Source organism: Flavobacterium chilense (assembly GCF_001602525.1).
Classification (GTDB): domain Bacteria; phylum Bacteroidota; class Bacteroidia; order Flavobacteriales; family Flavobacteriaceae; genus Flavobacterium; species Flavobacterium chilense.
The window spans coordinates 195,661-212,957 of sequence record NZ_LSYT01000002.1; the positions used below are offsets into that span (position 1 = coordinate 195,661).

Annotated in this window: 13 protein-coding genes; 7 read left to right on the forward strand and 6 right to left on the reverse strand. The window is 34.2% G+C overall.

The window, feature by feature from the left end:
* Positions 1–50 precede the first annotated feature (50 nt).
* From araA to A4F88_RS05940, 4 genes are all read right to left on the reverse strand, one after another.
* Positions 51–1,559, reverse strand: a complete 1,509-nt coding sequence (gene araA, locus A4F88_RS05925) for an L-arabinose isomerase (protein ID WP_068841634.1) — start codon at positions 1,557–1,559, stop codon at positions 51–53.
* Positions 1,560–1,717: 158 nt separating this feature from the next.
* Positions 1,718–2,419 (reverse strand): L-ribulose-5-phosphate 4-epimerase, encoded by a 702-nt coding sequence (locus tag A4F88_RS05930; RefSeq protein WP_068841635.1) that lies wholly within the window; start codon positions 2,417–2,419, stop codon positions 1,718–1,720.
* Positions 2,403–4,094: a ribulokinase gene (locus A4F88_RS05935; RefSeq protein ID WP_068841636.1), complete on the reverse strand. Its 1,692-nt coding sequence runs from the start codon at positions 4,092–4,094 to the stop codon at positions 2,403–2,405. The genes A4F88_RS05930 and A4F88_RS05935 overlap by 17 nt, the downstream gene beginning before the upstream one ends.
* Before the next feature lie 248 nt (positions 4,095–4,342).
* The gene (locus tag A4F88_RS05940; RefSeq protein WP_068841637.1) at positions 4,343–5,887 is read right to left on the reverse strand and encodes an alpha-N-arabinofuranosidase; all 1,545 of its coding nucleotides are present in this window, start codon (positions 5,885–5,887) and stop codon (positions 4,343–4,345) included.
* Between the two features lie 474 nt (positions 5,888–6,361).
* Here A4F88_RS05940 and A4F88_RS05945 point away from each other — a divergent pair, with 474 nt between their 5' ends.
* Positions 6,362–7,051: an NUDIX hydrolase gene (locus tag A4F88_RS05945; protein ID WP_068841638.1), complete on the forward strand. Its 690-nt coding sequence runs from the start codon at positions 6,362–6,364 to the stop codon at positions 7,049–7,051.
* Between the two features lie 182 nt (positions 7,052–7,233).
* Here the strand turns inward: A4F88_RS05945 and A4F88_RS05950 are convergent, their stop codons facing one another.
* A complete protein-coding gene (locus A4F88_RS05950) occupies positions 7,234–8,232 on the reverse strand; it encodes a GntR family transcriptional regulator (protein ID WP_068841639.1) in 999 nt (332 codons plus the stop codon).
* A gap of 101 nt (positions 8,233–8,333) precedes the next feature.
* Here A4F88_RS05950 and A4F88_RS05955 point away from each other — a divergent pair, with 101 nt between their 5' ends.
* From A4F88_RS05955 to A4F88_RS05975, 5 genes are all read left to right on the forward strand, one after another.
* The gene (locus A4F88_RS05955; protein ID WP_068841640.1) at positions 8,334–9,389 is read left to right on the forward strand and encodes an aldose epimerase family protein; all 1,056 of its coding nucleotides are present in this window, start codon (positions 8,334–8,336) and stop codon (positions 9,387–9,389) included.
* Between the two features lie 50 nt (positions 9,390–9,439).
* Entirely contained in the window at positions 9,440–10,600 is a 1,161-nt protein-coding gene (gene galK, locus A4F88_RS05960; protein WP_068841641.1) for a galactokinase, read from the forward strand.
* 17 nt (positions 10,601–10,617) lie between these two features.
* Entirely contained in the window at positions 10,618–11,673 is a 1,056-nt protein-coding gene (locus A4F88_RS05965) for a UDP-glucose--hexose-1-phosphate uridylyltransferase (protein ID WP_068841642.1), read from the forward strand.
* A 245-nt stretch (positions 11,674–11,918) separates the two neighbouring features.
* A complete protein-coding gene (locus A4F88_RS05970; RefSeq protein WP_068841643.1) occupies positions 11,919–13,604 on the forward strand; it encodes a sodium/sugar symporter in 1,686 nt (561 codons plus the stop codon).
* A 188-nt stretch (positions 13,605–13,792) separates the two neighbouring features.
* Positions 13,793–14,398: a hypothetical protein gene (locus tag A4F88_RS05975; protein WP_068842307.1), complete on the forward strand. Its 606-nt coding sequence runs from the start codon at positions 13,793–13,795 to the stop codon at positions 14,396–14,398.
* 20 nt (positions 14,399–14,418) lie between these two features.
* On the opposite strand, the gene A4F88_RS05980 is transcribed toward A4F88_RS05975, so the two are convergent.
* Positions 14,419–15,669 carry an NAD(P)/FAD-dependent oxidoreductase gene (locus tag A4F88_RS05980; RefSeq protein WP_068841644.1) on the reverse strand — a complete coding sequence of 417 codons (1,251 nt, stop codon included), beginning with the start codon at positions 15,667–15,669 and terminating at the stop codon, positions 14,419–14,421.
* Positions 15,670–15,771: 102 nt separating this feature from the next.
* On the opposite strand from A4F88_RS05980, the gene flxA reads away from it, so the two are divergent.
* Positions 15,772–17,292, forward strand: a complete 1,521-nt coding sequence (flxA, locus tag A4F88_RS05985; RefSeq protein WP_068841645.1) for a flexirubin biosynthesis tyrosine ammonia-lyase FlxA — start codon at positions 15,772–15,774, stop codon at positions 17,290–17,292.
* Positions 17,293–17,297: the final 5 nt, after the last annotated feature.

The following is a 17,297-nucleotide window of genomic DNA, read 5'->3' on the forward strand; positions in this document are numbered from 1 at the left end:
CAAAATTAAAACCTCTGAACCTTTGCCTCTTTGAACCTTTGTACCTTTAATTAAAGTCCATGCTGAAACAAATGAAAATAAGCTTCATTCGCATTGATCTTATCTTTAAACTCTCTTACTGTAGTTTTTTCATCAATAACCAATAATTCAATTCCGGCGATATCAGCGAAATCCTCCATGTATTCCGTTGTTAATGATTGGCTGTAAACGGTATGATGCGCTCCGCCAGCAAGAATCCATGCTGTTGCTGCAACTTCTAAATTTGGTTTACAATCCCATAAAACTCTCGCAACTGGAAGTTTTGGTAATTCTGCCATTGGCTTAACCGCTTCAACTTCGTTTACAATTAAACGGAAACGTGTTCCCATATCCACCAAAGAAACATTGATTGCATCTCCTGCAGGAGAGTTAAATACCAAACGAGCCGGATCTTCTTTTCCTCCAATTCCTAACGGATGCACTTCGCAAGAAGGTTTTCCATCCGCAATTGATGGACAGATTTCCAACATATGCGATCCTAAAACATATGATTTTTGAGGTGTGAAATGGTATGTGTAATCTTCCATGAAAGAAGTTCCACCTTCCAAACCAATGTTCATTACTTTTAAAGCTCTTACCATTGCAGCCGTTTTCCAGTCTCCTTCTCCACCAAAACCATAACCATCTGCCATTAATCTTTGTGTTGCAATTCCTGGTAATTGTTTCCAAACACCAAGATTTTCAAACGTATCTGTAAAAGCGCCGAAACCTCCTTCTTCAAGGAACGCTCTTAAACCTAATTCAATTTTTGCCGCTTCCGCTAAAGAACTTCTTTGCGCTCCGCCTTCTTTTAAAGAATCAGTTAAAGTATAAGAAGACTCATAAACCGCTAATAAATCAGCTAATTGTTTATCGGTTACTTTTTCGATGTGTTTTGTAACGTCTGAAGAATCGAATCCGTTTACCGAAACGCCAAAACGAATTTGAGCTTCCACTTTATCGCCTTCTGTAACCGCAACTTCACGCATATTGTCTCCAATACGAGCTACTTTCAGGTTTTGAAGTTCGTCCCATCCAAGAACAACTCTTGACCAGATGCCTAATTTTTTCTGAACTCTTTCGTCTTCCCAATGTCCAACTACAACTTTACGTTTTTTACGCATTCTTGACATAATGAAACCAAATTCACGATCTCCGTGAGCCGATTGATTTAAGTTCATGAAATCCATGTCGATAGATCCCCATGGAATTTCAGCATTGTATTGTGTATGTAAATGACATAATGGTTTTTTCAAAATACTCAAACCGCCAATCCACATTTTTGCCGGCGAAAAAGTATGCATCCAGGCAATAATTCCAATACAGTTTTTAGCTGAGTTTGCAGCCAGACAAACATCTAAGATTTGCGAAGGAGATTTCACTACATCTTTATAAACCACTTTTACCGGAATACTAGACGAAGCATCTAATCCTTTTGCAATAATCTGTGAATGTTCCGCCACTTTTCTTAGTGTTTCTTCACCATATAATTCCTGGCTTCCTACTACAAACCATACTTCTTTTTGAGATATATCAATCATTGTTTTGTTTATTTTGTTTCAAGTTTCAGGTTTCAAGTTGTTGGAATCTGAAAAAGCTTGAATTGTTATTTTATTATTTTTATTTTGTTTGTTTCACGTTCAAAGTTTCACGTTCCAATAACTTGAAACCTGAAACAAAGAAAACCTGAAACAAACTCTTACTGTCCGTAATACGAATCTTTTCCGTGTTTGCGGTTGTAATGTTTCTTTATTAATGAATCTTTTAATTTTGGTGCGCTTGGGTTTATTTGTAAAGTCAGGTACGCCATTTCTGCCACAACTTCTAAAACCTTACTGTTGTAAACCGCTTTTGCAGCGTTTTTTCCCCAGGCAAACGGACCGTGATTTCCTATCAGAATCATTTCTACTTCTTCATAAGAAAGATTTTTTTCTTTGAAACAATCCAGAATCTGAATTCCGGTATTGTGTTCGTAATTTCCTTCTATAAGAGAATCTGCCATTGGCGGTGCACACGGAATATCTGCCGTTAAATGATCTGCATGTGTTGTTCCGAAAATTGGAATATCAAGCTGTGACTGTGCCCAGGCAACCGAGTATGTCGCGTGTGTATGTGCAACACCACCAATATTTGGCCAGTGTTTATACAGATAAGCATGCGTTTTAGTGTCTGATGACGGACGCATAGTTCCTTCAATAACATTATTATCAAAATCGACAATTACAATGTCTTCCGGTTTTAAATCTTCGTAAGGAACACCGCTTGGTTTAATGGCAAAAACACCATTTTTTCTGTCCACGGCACTTACATTTCCAAAAGTGTATACCACCAAATTCAATGCATTTAACTGCATGTTGGCTTCGTAACATTCTTGTTTTAAATCTTTATAAAGAGAACTCATGTTGCGATATTTTAAGGTTTGGATCTGCAAAAGCACTTAATTTTTCGTACCCTAAAAGCAGTTTATGATAGGCTTCTACTTTGTCTGTCTGAGGGAAATATTCTCCGTCAAAATCACTTCCGATTTTTTGGCTTGCTTCGATTACATTTGGATAAATTCCAGCTGCAACGGCTGCGTAAATTGCCGCACCTAAAGCCGGAGTCTGATCTGAAGCTGCAATTTTAATTGGCTTGTTTAAAACATTCGCCAACGTCTGCATGATAAAAGGAGATTTACGGGCAACACCACCAATTCCGATTACACTGTCAATTTTTACTCCTTCTTCTTCAAAACGGTCTACGATTTTCTTTGCTCCAAAACAAATTGCGTTTACTAAAGCTTTAAAGATATGAGGCGCTTTTGTTCCTAAAGATAAATTTGAAATCGCACTTTTTAATTCCTGATTGGCATCTGGAGTTCTACGTCCGTTAATCCAGTCTAATGCTATTGGAAGACTTTCTGAAACCGGAATCTTCTCTGCTTCTTTTGTCAATTCAACAATTAATTTATCACTGAATTCTTCTCTTAATTTTTCTTTTTGAGTTTCATTTAAAACAGAAGAAGTTTCTAATAAATGCTCAGTTGGCCAAAGCAATAATTCTTTGTACCAGGCCAATAAATCTCCAAAAGCAGATTGTCCAGCTTCAAGACCAATAAAACCCGGAATTACAGAACCGTCAACTTGTCCGCAAATACCGCGAACGGTTTTCGTTCCCACTTCATCATAAGAACCAACCAGAATATCACAGGTTGAAGTTCCCATAACGCGAACTAAAGTATTCTCTCCAATTTTAGCTCCAACTGCACCAGAATGCGCATCGAAAGTTCCAACAGCCACAACAGTTTCTGTCGAAAGCCCTAAACGATCTGCCCATTCTTTACTTAAATTTCCTGCCGATAAATCAGATGTATAGGTTTCATCGTATAAATTGCCACGAAGTTGTGCTAAATACGGATGTAATTTTTCTAAGAATTCAACTGGCGGCAATCCGTTCCAGTCTGTGTGCCACATGGCTTTGTGTCCTGCTGCGCAACGACTTCTTTTAAATGTTTTTAAATCTTTATCTTCAATTAATAAATACGTCATTAAATCGCAGTGCTCCATCCAGGTGTGTGCTGCGTTTCGAACTGCTTCATCTTCTCTTGCAATGTGCAGGATTTTTGCCCAAAACCATTCAGATGAATAAATTCCACCTACATATTTTGTAACGTCTTCTCCACCCCAGCTTACTGCCAGTTCGTTGATTTCGTTTGCTTCATTTATAGCCGTATGATCTTTCCATAACACCATCATCGCATTTGGGTTTTCTTCAAAACCTTTTGTCAATGCCAACGGAATTCCATCTTTGGTTACAGGAACCGGAGAAGATCCAGTTGTGTCAATACAAATTCCGCGAACCAATTTTGGATCGACTTTACTTTCTTTTATAACGGTTTGAATCGTGATTTCCAACCCTTCAATATGGTCTAAAGGATGCTGACGAAATTGATTGGCAGCCGCATCACAATATTGCTTGTTTTTCCATCTTTTGTAATGAGAAACATTGGATGCCAATTCCTGTCCATTTTCAGTATCTATAAGAACCGCACGAACAGAATCTGTTCCGTAATCTAATCCTATGACATAATTTTTCATTCGAAATTTATTTTAATGGTGACAAATATACTTATAAATATTTTATAAGTGTAATAAAAACACTTAATAAAAAGACGTCAGTAATCTTTTGCAGATATTGCACTAAAACAGCATTTTAAGAAGTAAATAAAAAATAAATGTTTAAATAACATTTATTTGATTATGATTATTTCATCTTTATCTCTAAAACTGTAAAATGCAACCTGCTTTTCTGGTTCTGTTTGATCTGATTTTTTCTCTTTTTTGGCTTATTTTCCTTCTAAAACCAAAACTGAAAAAGGCGGAAGATTGATCTCTAATTTCCCTTTTTTAGTATCAAAATCTTTAAAAGTTACCGGACTGATTTTATTTGGACTCTCGAAAGAATTATAATCCTGTAATTTCGAAGAAGTAATAATTTGGGCCGTGAAATTTTTTACACCCAAATCCTTTGTATCAATTTCGATTTTATGTTTATTTTTTGCATCCACATTTACCAATGAAATATGTATAGCACCATTTTTATCTTTTGAAGCCGAAGCCGAAACTGCCCGAAGCGTTTGGTCTTTAAATGTGTATAATGGCGAATCGAAACTTATAGGAAGTTGTTTCGCATCCTGATGAACATTGTACATCTGCATAACATGATAGGTTGGCGTTAAAATCATTTTGGCTTTATCGGTCAGGATTACAGCCTGGAGTACATTTACACACTGCGCTAAATTTGCCATTCGAACTCTGTCAGCATGATTGTTAAAAATGTTAAGAGTTGCTCCGGCTAAAACAGCATCTCTAATCGTATTTTGCTGATATAAAAATCCGGGATTTGTATCTTTTTCTACGTCATACCAGCCGCCCCATTCATCAACTACCATTGCAACCTTTTTCTCAGGATCGTATTTATCCATTACTGCAGCATGCTTGGTTACTAATTCTTCCATTTTTAAAGCTTCTTTCATGGTTTTAAAATATTGCTCTTCAGAAAAATTAACAGCATCACCTTTTTTATTCCAGTCAATTACAGAGTAATGATGCACACCAACACCACCAAGCATATTAAGTGGAATATTTTTCATTAAAACTTCGGTCCAGTTATAATCGTTGCTATTGGCTCCGGAAGCAATTCGGGTAATACCGCCTGTATTATTCCAGTCTGACATAAAGGTGGCAAATTTGCGGTATTCATTTGCGTAGTATTCTGCGGTCATATTTCCGCCACAGCCCCAGGCTTCATTTCCAATTCCCCAGAATTTAACTTTCCACGGTTCTGTTCTTCCATTTTTTTTACGCAAATCACTCATTGGACTTTTGCCTCCAAAATTGGCATACTGAATCCAATCTGAAAATTCCTGAACAGTTCCGCTACCCACATTTCCGGATAAATAAGGTTCAGCGCCCAGCACTTCGCAAAGATTTAAAAAATCGTGAGTTCCAAAACTATTATCTTCGGTTACGCCACCCCACCATTGGTTTACAATAGTTGGTCTTTGTTCTTTTGGTCCAATTCCGTCTTTCCAGTGATATGTATCGGCAAAGCATCCGCCCGGCCATCTTAAATTGGGAATTTTTAAATCTTTTAAGGCTTTGATAATATCATTCCTGACTCCGTTTGTGTTTGGAATTTTCGATGTATCTCCAACAAAAAAGCCTCCATAAATACAACGCCCTAAATGTTCAGCAAAATGACCGTAAATGTTTTTATTAATCGTTGGTGCTGTCGGATCGTTTTTTATTGTAATAATTACGGGTTCTTTTTGGGCAGAAATTGTCTGAATACATATTGTAACAAACAACAGAAGTAGTGTTTTTTTCATAGTCTATTGTGGTTTTTGACATTTAGAAAAATAGATTGGTTAGAGGTTTTTGTTTCTTTTTTAATAGTTTTTTGCCATACAAATTCACATAAGTGTTTATTTGACATTTGTAAATTTAAATAAAAAAAAGCCTCAAAAACAAATTAAAATCCCAAAACAAAGGGTTGCAAAAAACAGATTTCGCAATAACACCTTATAAAATAAGGATTTTATACTGTTTTTTCTATCAAATACCTTTCTGAAAGAAAAATAATAATCACGATACGAATTCACTATTAAAAATGTTTTTACCTTTGATACTGATTTCGATACTAAAGGCTGGAAAAGAGAAATTTTCTGAACCTCTTTTAGCTTTCAAAATCAATTATTAAAATTTCATAATTCTATAAACAAATTTATATAAGTGTAAATTTTACATTAATGAGTTATGAAACAATTTAGGAAGTTTATATCTTTACCAATAAAATATTGAATATGCTAAACAGTTATAGCTCTGCCGATAAAGTTTTACTAGCGGTAGATTGTATTATTTTTGGATTTGACAGTGAAGGTCTGAAGATACTTTTAATTAAAAGAGATTTTGAACCTGAAAAGGGAAAATGGTCTTTGATTGGAGGTTTTTTAAAACACGATGAAGTTTTAGATGATGCTGCTACCAGGATTTTAAATACCTATACTGGTCTGAATGATATCTATATGGAGCAGTTGTATGCGTACAGCGAAATTAATCGTGATCCGGTCGAAAGAACCATTTCTGTTTCGTATTTTGCTTTGATTAATATCGAAAACCACAATGCCGAATTAATTAAAAATTATCATGCCGAATGGTTTCCTATCAACGAGGCACCAAGCTTAATTTTTGACCATAATGATATGGTTAATAATGCTATTAAGAGACTTCGATACAAGACTTCGATAAAACCAATTGGGTTTGAATTGCTTCCGGAAAAATTCACCATGCGCCAGCTTTTAGAATTATACGAAGCTATTTTAAGTAAGGAATTAGATAAAAGAAATTTCATTAGTAAAATAAATTCTCTCGAAATCCTGAATAAACTGGATGAAAAAGACATGCAATCGTCCCGAAAAGGATCTTATTTGTATACTTTTAATAAAGAAAAATACGAAGAGAAACTCCTAAATAATTTTGCTTTAAACCTATAAAAACAAAACCCTGAAGTTTAGAACTTCAGGGTTTTTTCTTTTATAAAACTACTATTAAAAAATAAACAACTTATTATCTTACTTTCACCTTTGCCCTGCCACAATTGCGATACATGTTGATTGCTAAAAATAATTATAATTGTCAGTCGAGTAATAATGTGGAAAAAGCTTTTTTTCTGGGTTTACAGAGAGTTTCTAATAATCAAGGATGATTTATTTTCTATTTGCTCTTTGCTTCCTTTAACAACCATATCCGCCAGAATTTTTCCCATCATCTCAAAATGGGTTGAGATGGTTGTGATTCCGCTGGCAACAATTTTTTTCAATGGTGTTTCATTATAGGATATAATTCCAAAATCAACTCCTAGTTTCAGGTTTTTATTTCGGGCATCTTCGATTACAAGAACTAAATCACGGTCATTTGGAATAATATATAAATCTCCTAATGTGATTTCTCTGTTTGTAAATTCTGTGATGATTTCATACTCAAAATGATGTTCTGTACAAAAATCTTCAAAACCAATTTTCATCCCTAATGGTTCTCTAAATCCGGGGAAAATCAAAATGAGTTTTTTGTATTTGCTTAATCTTGCTTTTCCTTTAATCAGCCCTTCTACAATATCTTTCTGATGGTTTTGATAAATTGCCGGATATATTTTCAGGTCCGGATTAGTTTGATCCAGTATGATAACTTCACCTACTGGTAGGTTTTTTATAAAACTCGCCACATTGTTTAGGTTTGTAGGCATAATGATGTATTTGGTATAATTTCCGTTACTGTCATTTATCAGTTTCTGAAAAACCTGTGCATTAAAATGATGAAAGAAAATATCGACCTGAACATTTTTTCCTATGTGCTGCAAGAACGAATTATAGATATCTTCTTTAAAACTATTTAGTTCATCGAACAATAAAAAAATCTTTTGTTTTATAGTGATTTCAACGCTTTTAACATAGTATCCTTTGCCGGGAATAGCATAAATAATACCCCTTTTTTTGAGTTCATCATAGCCCAATAAAACTGTATCCCGCGATAATGAAAAGGCAAGACAAACTTTATTTACGGATGGAAGCCGGTCACCTTTTACCAGTTTTTCTTCTTCAATTGCTTTTTCTATTGAAAGAATTATCTGCTTATATTTTGGTAAACCGATATTATTCTGAATTGAAATAATATTCATAAAAATAGATTTTTGGTGCAATATACAAAAAACTGGTAGGCACTGGTATGCAAGATTAAAGAATGTTTCTATTTTTGGATTTCATTTTTTGCAAAAATAGCATGGATATTAAACACATATCGCATTTTCAGGAGTTATCTACAGCTAAATTATTTGGTAAAACAGATAAAAATGAAGAAATTTTATCTTTTGATTTATCCAATAAAAACGGAATGAAAATCCAGATTATTAATTATGGAGCTACTGTTACATCATTACAAATTCCGGTTTCAAATGATAATATTGTTGATGTGGTTTTAGGTTTTGATACTTTAGAATCCTATCTGGAATCTTACGAATTACCAAGTGCTCCTTATTTTGGAACAACTGTTGGCCGTTATGCCGGACGCATTAATAAAGGTTCTTTTATTTTAAATAACAAAAAAATTCAGCTTAATACCAACAATAATGAAAACACATTGCATGGCGGAAATACAGGTTTTGGAAAAAAAATCTGGAATGTTTCCAATATTACAGCAGGCGATAATTCGTCGATTACATTTAGCTTACTAAGTGAAGATCTGGATGAAAATTTTCCAGGAACATTACAGGTTAATTTAACCTATACTCTGACTGAACAAAACGAATTAAAATTAGAATATAAAGCTACCACAACCGAAGATACAGCAATCAACCTGACACATCACAGTTATTTTAATTTGGATGGTCATGATTCGACTGTTTTAGATCAAACTTTGTTTGTTGATGCTGAAAAGATTTTAGAAACCAACACTGCCAATATTCCAACAGGAAAATTTACAGCACTTTCTAATCATGATTTTGATTTTAGAGTACCTAAAAAATGTCCGTCATCAATTGATAATTCATTTGTAATTGAGCCTTCAATAAATGCAGTGGCGAAATTATTCAGTTCCAAAAACAATTTACAAATGAGTGTTTACACCAATCAGCCCAGTGTACATATATATGTAGGCGGAAATTGTTTTGGTGTACTAAAAGGAAAAGAAGATACAGATTATCATTCGTCAAGCGGAATTTGTTTTGAAACTCAAAATTTTCCGGATGCCCCAAATCATGAACATTTTCCGAATTCTATTTTAAAAAAAGACGAAGAATATTATCAAAAAACTGTTTACAAATTTGAACTTCTAAACTAAGTTACCAAACAATATAAAGCTTTATGCTATTACCTTTTCAACTATAAAAAATGAATGACGTTTTAATACAAAATACTACTGCTTTTTTTGAGAAATCTTTTGGATCTGTTCCTCAAAAAGTGGTGCTTTCACCAGGAAGAATAAATATTATTGGTGAACATATTGACTACAATGACGGTTATGTTTTGCCGGCAGCTATTGACAAAATAATTTGTTTTGCTTTCGAAAAAAACAATACTAAAAAATCCCGAATAATTGCTATCGATTTAAACGAAGAGTTTGAAGCTGATTTAACTCAGGAGATTAAATTAAGCGATGTGGTCTGGACGAATTATATTCGTGGTGTCATGAAACAATTGCAGGATAACGGATTTGTGTTTGAAGGTTTTAATTGTGTTTTTAGCAGTAATATTCCTGTTGGTTCCGGGTTGTCTTCTTCGGCAGCTTTAGAATGCGGGATGATCTTTGGAATCAAGGAACTTTTTAATTTAAAAATTGAAAAAAAGGATATTGCTTTATTAGGACAAAAAGCAGAACATTGGGTAGGTATAAATTGTGGCATCATGGACCAGTTTTCGAGCGTACATGGCCTTGAAAATAAAGTAATACAATTAGATTGTAATACACTGGATTTTGAATATCACAATGCTGATTTTAAAGATTATTCGTTGGTTTTGTTTGATAGTAATGTAAAACATTCCCTTTTTACATCTGAGTACAATACCCGACGAATGGAGTGTGAAGAAGGGCTAATTATCATCAAAAATAATTTTCCTGATGTAGCCAGTTTTAGGGATTGTAGCGAAGAACAACTTTTGAAAATTCAGGACCAGTTTACACCTGTTGTTTTTAAAAGAGTGCATTTTGTAGTAAAGGAGATAAAGCGTGTGATAAAGGCATGTGAGGCCTTGGATAACGGAAATATAAAACTTTTAGGACAATTACTTTTCGAGACACATTATGGCTTATCGCAGGAGTATGAAGTAAGCTGTGAAGAGCTTGATATGCTTGTAGATACTGCCAAAACAGACGATTTTATAATAGGCTCACGTTTAATGGGTGGAGGTTTTGGAGGTTGTACCATAAATTTAATCAAAAAAGGTTATGAAAATGAGGTAAAAAGTAAGTTTTCGAATCTTTATTTAAATACATTTGGGATTCAATTAAAATTTTACGACGTAAAAATCGCAAACGGTACAACACTACTTTAATACTACAAAGAATAACCATGAAAAATTTTGACATTAACGAAGATCCACACAGACGTTTTAATCCCTTGCTTAATGAATGGGTTTTAGTATCACCTCATCGTGCAAAACGCCCGTGGCAAGGACAAAAAGAAAAAGTTTCTAATGAAATTTTACCTAAACATGACCCAACCTGTTATTTATGTCCGGGAAATGCCCGCGCAAACGGAGTAACAAATCCTGCTTACGAAGGCAGTTTTGTATTTGAAAATGATTTTGCCGCACTCAAGCAGGATGAAATTATTTTTGAAGAGGATATAAAGTTTACTTTTTTTAAAGCAGAACCTGAACAGGGAATTTCAAGAGTAGTTTGCTTTTCTCCAAGACACGATCTTACCCTTCCTGAAATGGATGTTAATGATATTGAAAACATTATTAAAACCTGGCAAAAAGAATATACTGATTTAGGAAATATTAAGTACATTAAACATGTTCAGATTTTTGAAAACAAAGGCAGTATCATGGGCTGCAGTAATCCACATCCGCATGGACAAATCTGGGCTCAGTCATCATTACCAACCCAGGTCCAAAAAACACAAAATAGTCTAAGATATTATTTTGATAAAAATCATAAAACGCTCTTAGAAGATTATCTGCAAGCCGAGTTAAAAGTAGGAACCCGAATTGTTATCGAAAACGATCATTTTGTAGCACTGGTTCCATTTTGGGCAATATGGCCTTACGAAACCATGATTATAAGTAAAAGAGCTGTTAATAAAATCACTGATTTTACGGCTGAAGAAAACCGCGCTTTTGCTAAAATTTTAAAGCAATTAACGATTAAGTACGATAATTTATTCAGTACTTCTTTCCCATATTCATCAGGAATTCACCAGGCACCAACAGATGGTTTAGATCATCCGGAATGGCATTTTCACATGCATTTTTACCCGCCTTTATTGCGATCTGCCACAGTTAAAAAATTCATGGTAGGATATGAAATGTTAGGAGAATCTCAAAGAGATATTACTCCGGAAAAAAGTGCCGAAATTTTAAGAGAGCAATCAGATGTTCATTATAAACTAAGTATAAAATAATCCCGGATTTCTTTAAAGACATTTCTAAATTTAACAATAATTATTTTCATAAATGTAAAAAACACATTTGTTAGTAGCGTATTTCTAATTATTTATTTTACTTTTGGCTTTAGCTCTTATTTTCACAAAAAAATAACAGAATAAAAACACATATCCTATTTTATAGCAACATTAATAATGAAAACATTTTTTAAACCAAATTAAACAAACAATCACCTATACTAATTTTTAAAATACTACTAACAATGAACCAAAACCTCGCTTTCGCAGATTATGCGGTTTTTATTATTTATTTCATCGTAGTCTCTGTCTACGGTTACACTGTTTATCGTAAACGAAAACAAGACGAACAAGATGCTAAAGCTTATTTTTTGGCTGAAGGAAATTTAACCTGGTGGGCTATTGGAGCTTCTCTGATTGCCTCAAACATTTCTGCCGAACAATTTATCGGTATGAGTGGTGAAGGTTTCTTTTTAGGAATTGCCGTTGCTGCTTACGAATGGATTGCTGCTATTGCTTTGATTATCGTAGCCGTTTGGTTTATTCCTGTATATCTTAAAAATAAGATTTATACGATGCCTCAATTTTTAAAAACACGTTATAATGAATCGACTGCGTTGATTATGGCCGTTTTCTGGTTGTTTTTATATGTTTTTGTGAATTTAACTTCTATTTTATATCTGGGGGCTGTTGCGATCAATGGTTTAGCCGGAGGAGAATATCTTCATGTTATCATGATTGGTCTGGCTGTTTTTGCTTTATTTATTTCTTTGGGAGGTATGAAAGTTGTGGCTTATACAGACGTTATTCAGGTAGCTGTTTTAATTATTGGAGGTTTAGTAACTTCCTATATTGCACTTACTACTGTTGGACAATATTTTGGAGTTGGTGAAAATGCCATCGCCGGATTTAAAGTTTTAATGAAAGAAGCTCCTGAGCATTTCAAAATGATTATTCCAAAACCAACTGCTACTTCATCTCAGCTTGACATTGATAAGTATTTAACTTTTCCTGGTCTGATGTCTTACCTTGCCGGGATCTGGATTATCAACTTAAACTACTGGGGCTGTAACCAGTACATTACACAAAGGGCTCTTGGTGCTGATTTACAAACTGCCCGTACCGGAATTTTATTTGCCGGTATGCTAAAATTATTAATGCCATTAATTGTAATGCTTCCTGGAATTGCAGCTTACGTTTTATATAAAGACGGGCATTTGCCTCAATTGGTAGGTGGAAAAGACGGAGCTTACTCTGCTGTATTGACTTTCCTGCCAACTGGTTTAAAAGGTCTTTCGGTAGCTGCTTTAACGGCTGCTATTGTAGCTTCGTTAGCCGGAAAAGTAAACAGTATTTCTACCATTTATACGTTAGACATTCATAAAAAATACATCCAGAAAGAAGCCGGAGAAAAACAACAGGTAAACATTGGCCGATTTGCCGTTTTTGCTGCAATGCTTCTGGCTGTTTTATTTACATGGAATGACATCTTAGGAATTGGTGGTGTTGGTGGATTTACTTATATCCAAAAATATACCGGATTCATTAGCCCTGGAGTTTTCGCCATGTTCGTACTGGGTATGTTCTGGAAAAGAACCACAGGAGCTGCTGCCATTGTGGGTGTAATTTTAGGTTTTGTATTGTCTGTATTATTCAATGAATACGCTCCAATGTTATTTGGAAACGAAACATTATTATACACTGCTTATCCTAACGGAAAAGGAGCTTACGAAATTCCATTTCATATCTGTATGGGATTATCATTCCTGTTTACCACATTGGTAATGATTGCAATGAGTTTTGCCGGACCAAAAATAAATCCAAAAGCTTTTGAATCTGATCCTGGTATGTTTACCGTAAAACCACAAACTACTGTTTTAATCGTAATTACATTATTGATTATTGTGGCTTTGTATGTTAAATTCTGGTAGTATAATTTTTTACTATATTATTTTTTGAAGAAAAAAAGAGGATGCTATTTGGCATCCTCTTTTTATTAATACGATTTTAGATTTATCTTATAAAATTAAAAAACCTGTTTACAATCTGTATTTTTTCTTCTCAATTTTACATACATTTGAACACTAATCATTTAACTAAATCAACCAATATTAAAAAAATGAAAAAACTAATTTTTACAGTATTCCTTATTTCAGCAACTGCTTTTGCTCAGGACATGAATGTCGTAAAAGGCAACTTCGATTTCTTAAAAGATCAAAAAGAAATCAACACAGTATTTGATTATAGTAGCTTTACTATGATGAAAGAAAAAAAATCAGAAGCACAATACATTCAGGAACACAAAGCCGATTTAGATCAGAAAGCAAAAGGAAACGGAAATCTTTGGGAAAAAAGATGGGTTGTTGCAAAAGAACAAATCTGGACTCCTAAATTTTTAGAAATAGGAAACATTGTATTGTCTAAAGCAGGTAAAGATGTTAATTTTCAGGAAGGTTTAAATACACCTTATACATTAATTGTACAAACCGTGTGGATTTATCCGGGCTGGGATGCGGGAATTATGAAGCAGCCTGCAAAAGTTACGACAAATTTAAAATTTGTTGAAACAGCTAACAAATCAAATGTCTTATTAGAAATTACCAGCGAAGATGCTCCCGGAGATCAATGGGGAAGCAATTTTAGCAATGAAACCAGAATTGGTGAAGGATACGCTAAAACAGCAAAATCATTATCTAAGCTTTTATTGAAAAAAGCATTTAAATAAAATCATAAAAAAAGCCCTGATTATTCAGGGCTTTGTTCTTTTTGCATATTCAGTACGTAGGCCATATTTTTAATCACATGATCGTGTTTCTTTACAAACGAATTTTCTTCGTTCCAGACATAACCTGCCAAAACAGAACATATTTTTTCTTTTACTTCCGGATTTTCCGGCTGGTGAAAAAACAACGTTTGAAGGTTTCCGGTATACCATTCCTGTACATAAGTTGTAAAGACCGAAATACCACGTTTCATATATTGAGTAAATTCAACTTCCCAATCTACCTCAATCCCTTTAGATTCTTTAAGGTATAATTTTGCTGCCAACATTCCTGATTCTGTAGCAAAAGCAACTCCAGATGAAAAAACAGGGTCCAAAAACTCAGAGCTGTTTCCGGTCAGGGCAAAACCATCACCATACATTCTTTTTACCGCTCTCGAATAATTCTCCAGTTTTACAGGCTCAAACAAAAATTCTGTTCCTTTAAATCTTTTGATATAGTAATCTGATAGCTGAATAGCGTTTCGTAAAGCTTCGGCATTATCTTTATTTTCTGAAAGCGAATTAATAAAGTCTGTTGGACCTACAACTCCCAAACTTGTATTGCCATTCGAAAACGGAATTACCCATAACCAAACTTCGGTTTCCAGAATATCAAATGAAATTTGAGTTCCTTCTTCTCCCTCTTCTCTGTTAATATCTTTTACGTGTGTAAAAATCGAAGAGTGAGGATCTAATTTTGATGGTGTATCAAGATCTAAAAGTCGTGGTAAAACACGTCCGTAACCACTTGAATCAATAATAAACTTCGCGTGAATTTCTTTTAAATTTCCGTCTTTGTCTTTTACAATCGTTTTTGAATTTTTTCCTTCAAAAGAAACTTCGATGACCTCTGTTTCAAATTCCAGGTCAATTCCTTTTCTAATCACCTCCTGCGCCATGGTGTTATCAAAATCAGCTCTTGGTACCTGCCAGGTCCAGTCCCATCCTTCACCAAATTTTTTGCTGAAATCAAATACACAAATCTCTTCTCCTCTTATAAATCTTGCTCCAAGTTTCTTTTCGAAATTCATTGCATCAAGACTTTCAAAAAGTTCTGCTTCGGCAAAATGGTCCATAACACGTGGTATTAAGCTTTCGCCCACCACAAGTCTGGGAAATTTTGTTTTTTCTACAACTTTTATTTTAACGTTATTATTGTGAAGATAGGATGCCGAGACACATCCCGAAGGTCCTGCGCCTATGATTAAAACATCTACAAACTCCTGTGTCATATTAGAAATGTTATGATTTATTTAACTTACATTTGCCATCATCAAAATAACTACATTTATTTTGATAAATAAAATTAAATTAGCACAATCAAAACCGATTTAATGAATACAATTAATGAATATTTAAGTTTAGCAGAATTCGAAGACATAATCTTTGGAAATCAAAAAGTTACAATAAGTGATGTTGTTCTAAACCGAGTAAACGAAAGTTTTAATTTCCTTAAGGAATTCTCTGGAAACAAGGTTATTTATGGCGTAAATACCGGCTTTGGCCCAATGGCGCAATATAGAATTAAAGAGTCTGACCAAATTCAGCTTCAATATAATTTAATTCGAAGCCACTCTTCAGGAACAGGAAAACCTTTAAGCCCGGTTTGTGCAAAAGCAGCAATTCTGGCTCGATTAAATACACTTTCATTAGGTAATTCAGGCGTTCATCCGTCAGTAATTAACCTGATGAGTGAACTTATTAATAAGGACATTACTCCTTTAATTTTTGAACACGGTGGTGTTGGGGCAAGCGGCGACTTAGTACAGCTATCACATTTGGCTTTAGTTTTAATTGGTGAAGGCGAAGTTTTCTATAAAGGAGACAGAAGACCAACCCAGGAAGTTTTCGAAATCGAAGGTTTAAAACCAATTCAGGTAGAAATCAGAGAAGGTCTGGCTTTAATAAACGGTACATCTGTAATGACCGGAATTGGAGTTGTAAATGTGTACCATGCCAAAAAATTATTAGACTGGTCATTAAAAAGTTCTTGTGCCATTAACGAATTGGTTCAGGCATATGATGATCATTTTTCTGAAGAATTAAACCAAACCAAACGTCATAAAGGGCAACAGGAAGTGGCTGCAAAAATGCGTCAAAATCTTTCAGACAGTACCTTGATCCGTAAAAGAGAAGACCATTTATATTCAGGAGAAAACACTGAAGAGATTTTTAAAGAAAAAGTTCAGGAATATTACTCTTTAAGATGTGTACCTCAAATTCTTGGACCGGTTTTAGAAACCATCAACAATGTAGCTTCTATTCTGGAAGACGAATTTAACTCTGCAAATGACAATCCTATTATAGATGTAAAAAACAAACACGTTTATCACGGAGGAAATTTTCACGGAGATTATATCTCTCTTGAAATGGATAAACTAAAAATTGTTATTACCAAATTAACGATGTTGGCAGAACGTCAGTTAAACTACTTATTGAATTCAAAAATCAACGAAATCCTTCCTCCATTTGTAAATTTAGGAACATTAGGCTTTAATTTCGGAATGCAGGGAGTTCAGTTTACTGCAACATCTACCACTGCCGAAAGTCAAATGTTATCAAATCCAATGTATGTTCACAGTATCCCAAATAACAATGACAATCAGGATATTGTAAGTATGGGAACAAATGCTGCGGTTATTACTTCAAAAGTAATCGAAAATGCCTTTGAAGTATTAGCTATCGAAATGATTACAATCGTTCAGGCAATTGATTATTTAGGACAAAAAGATAAAATTTCATCTGTTACCAAAAAATGGTACAATGATGTTAGAAATATAATTCCTGAATTTAAGGAAGATCAGGTAATGTATCCTTTTGTTCAGAAAGTAAAAGATCATTTGATCAACAATTAAACCTT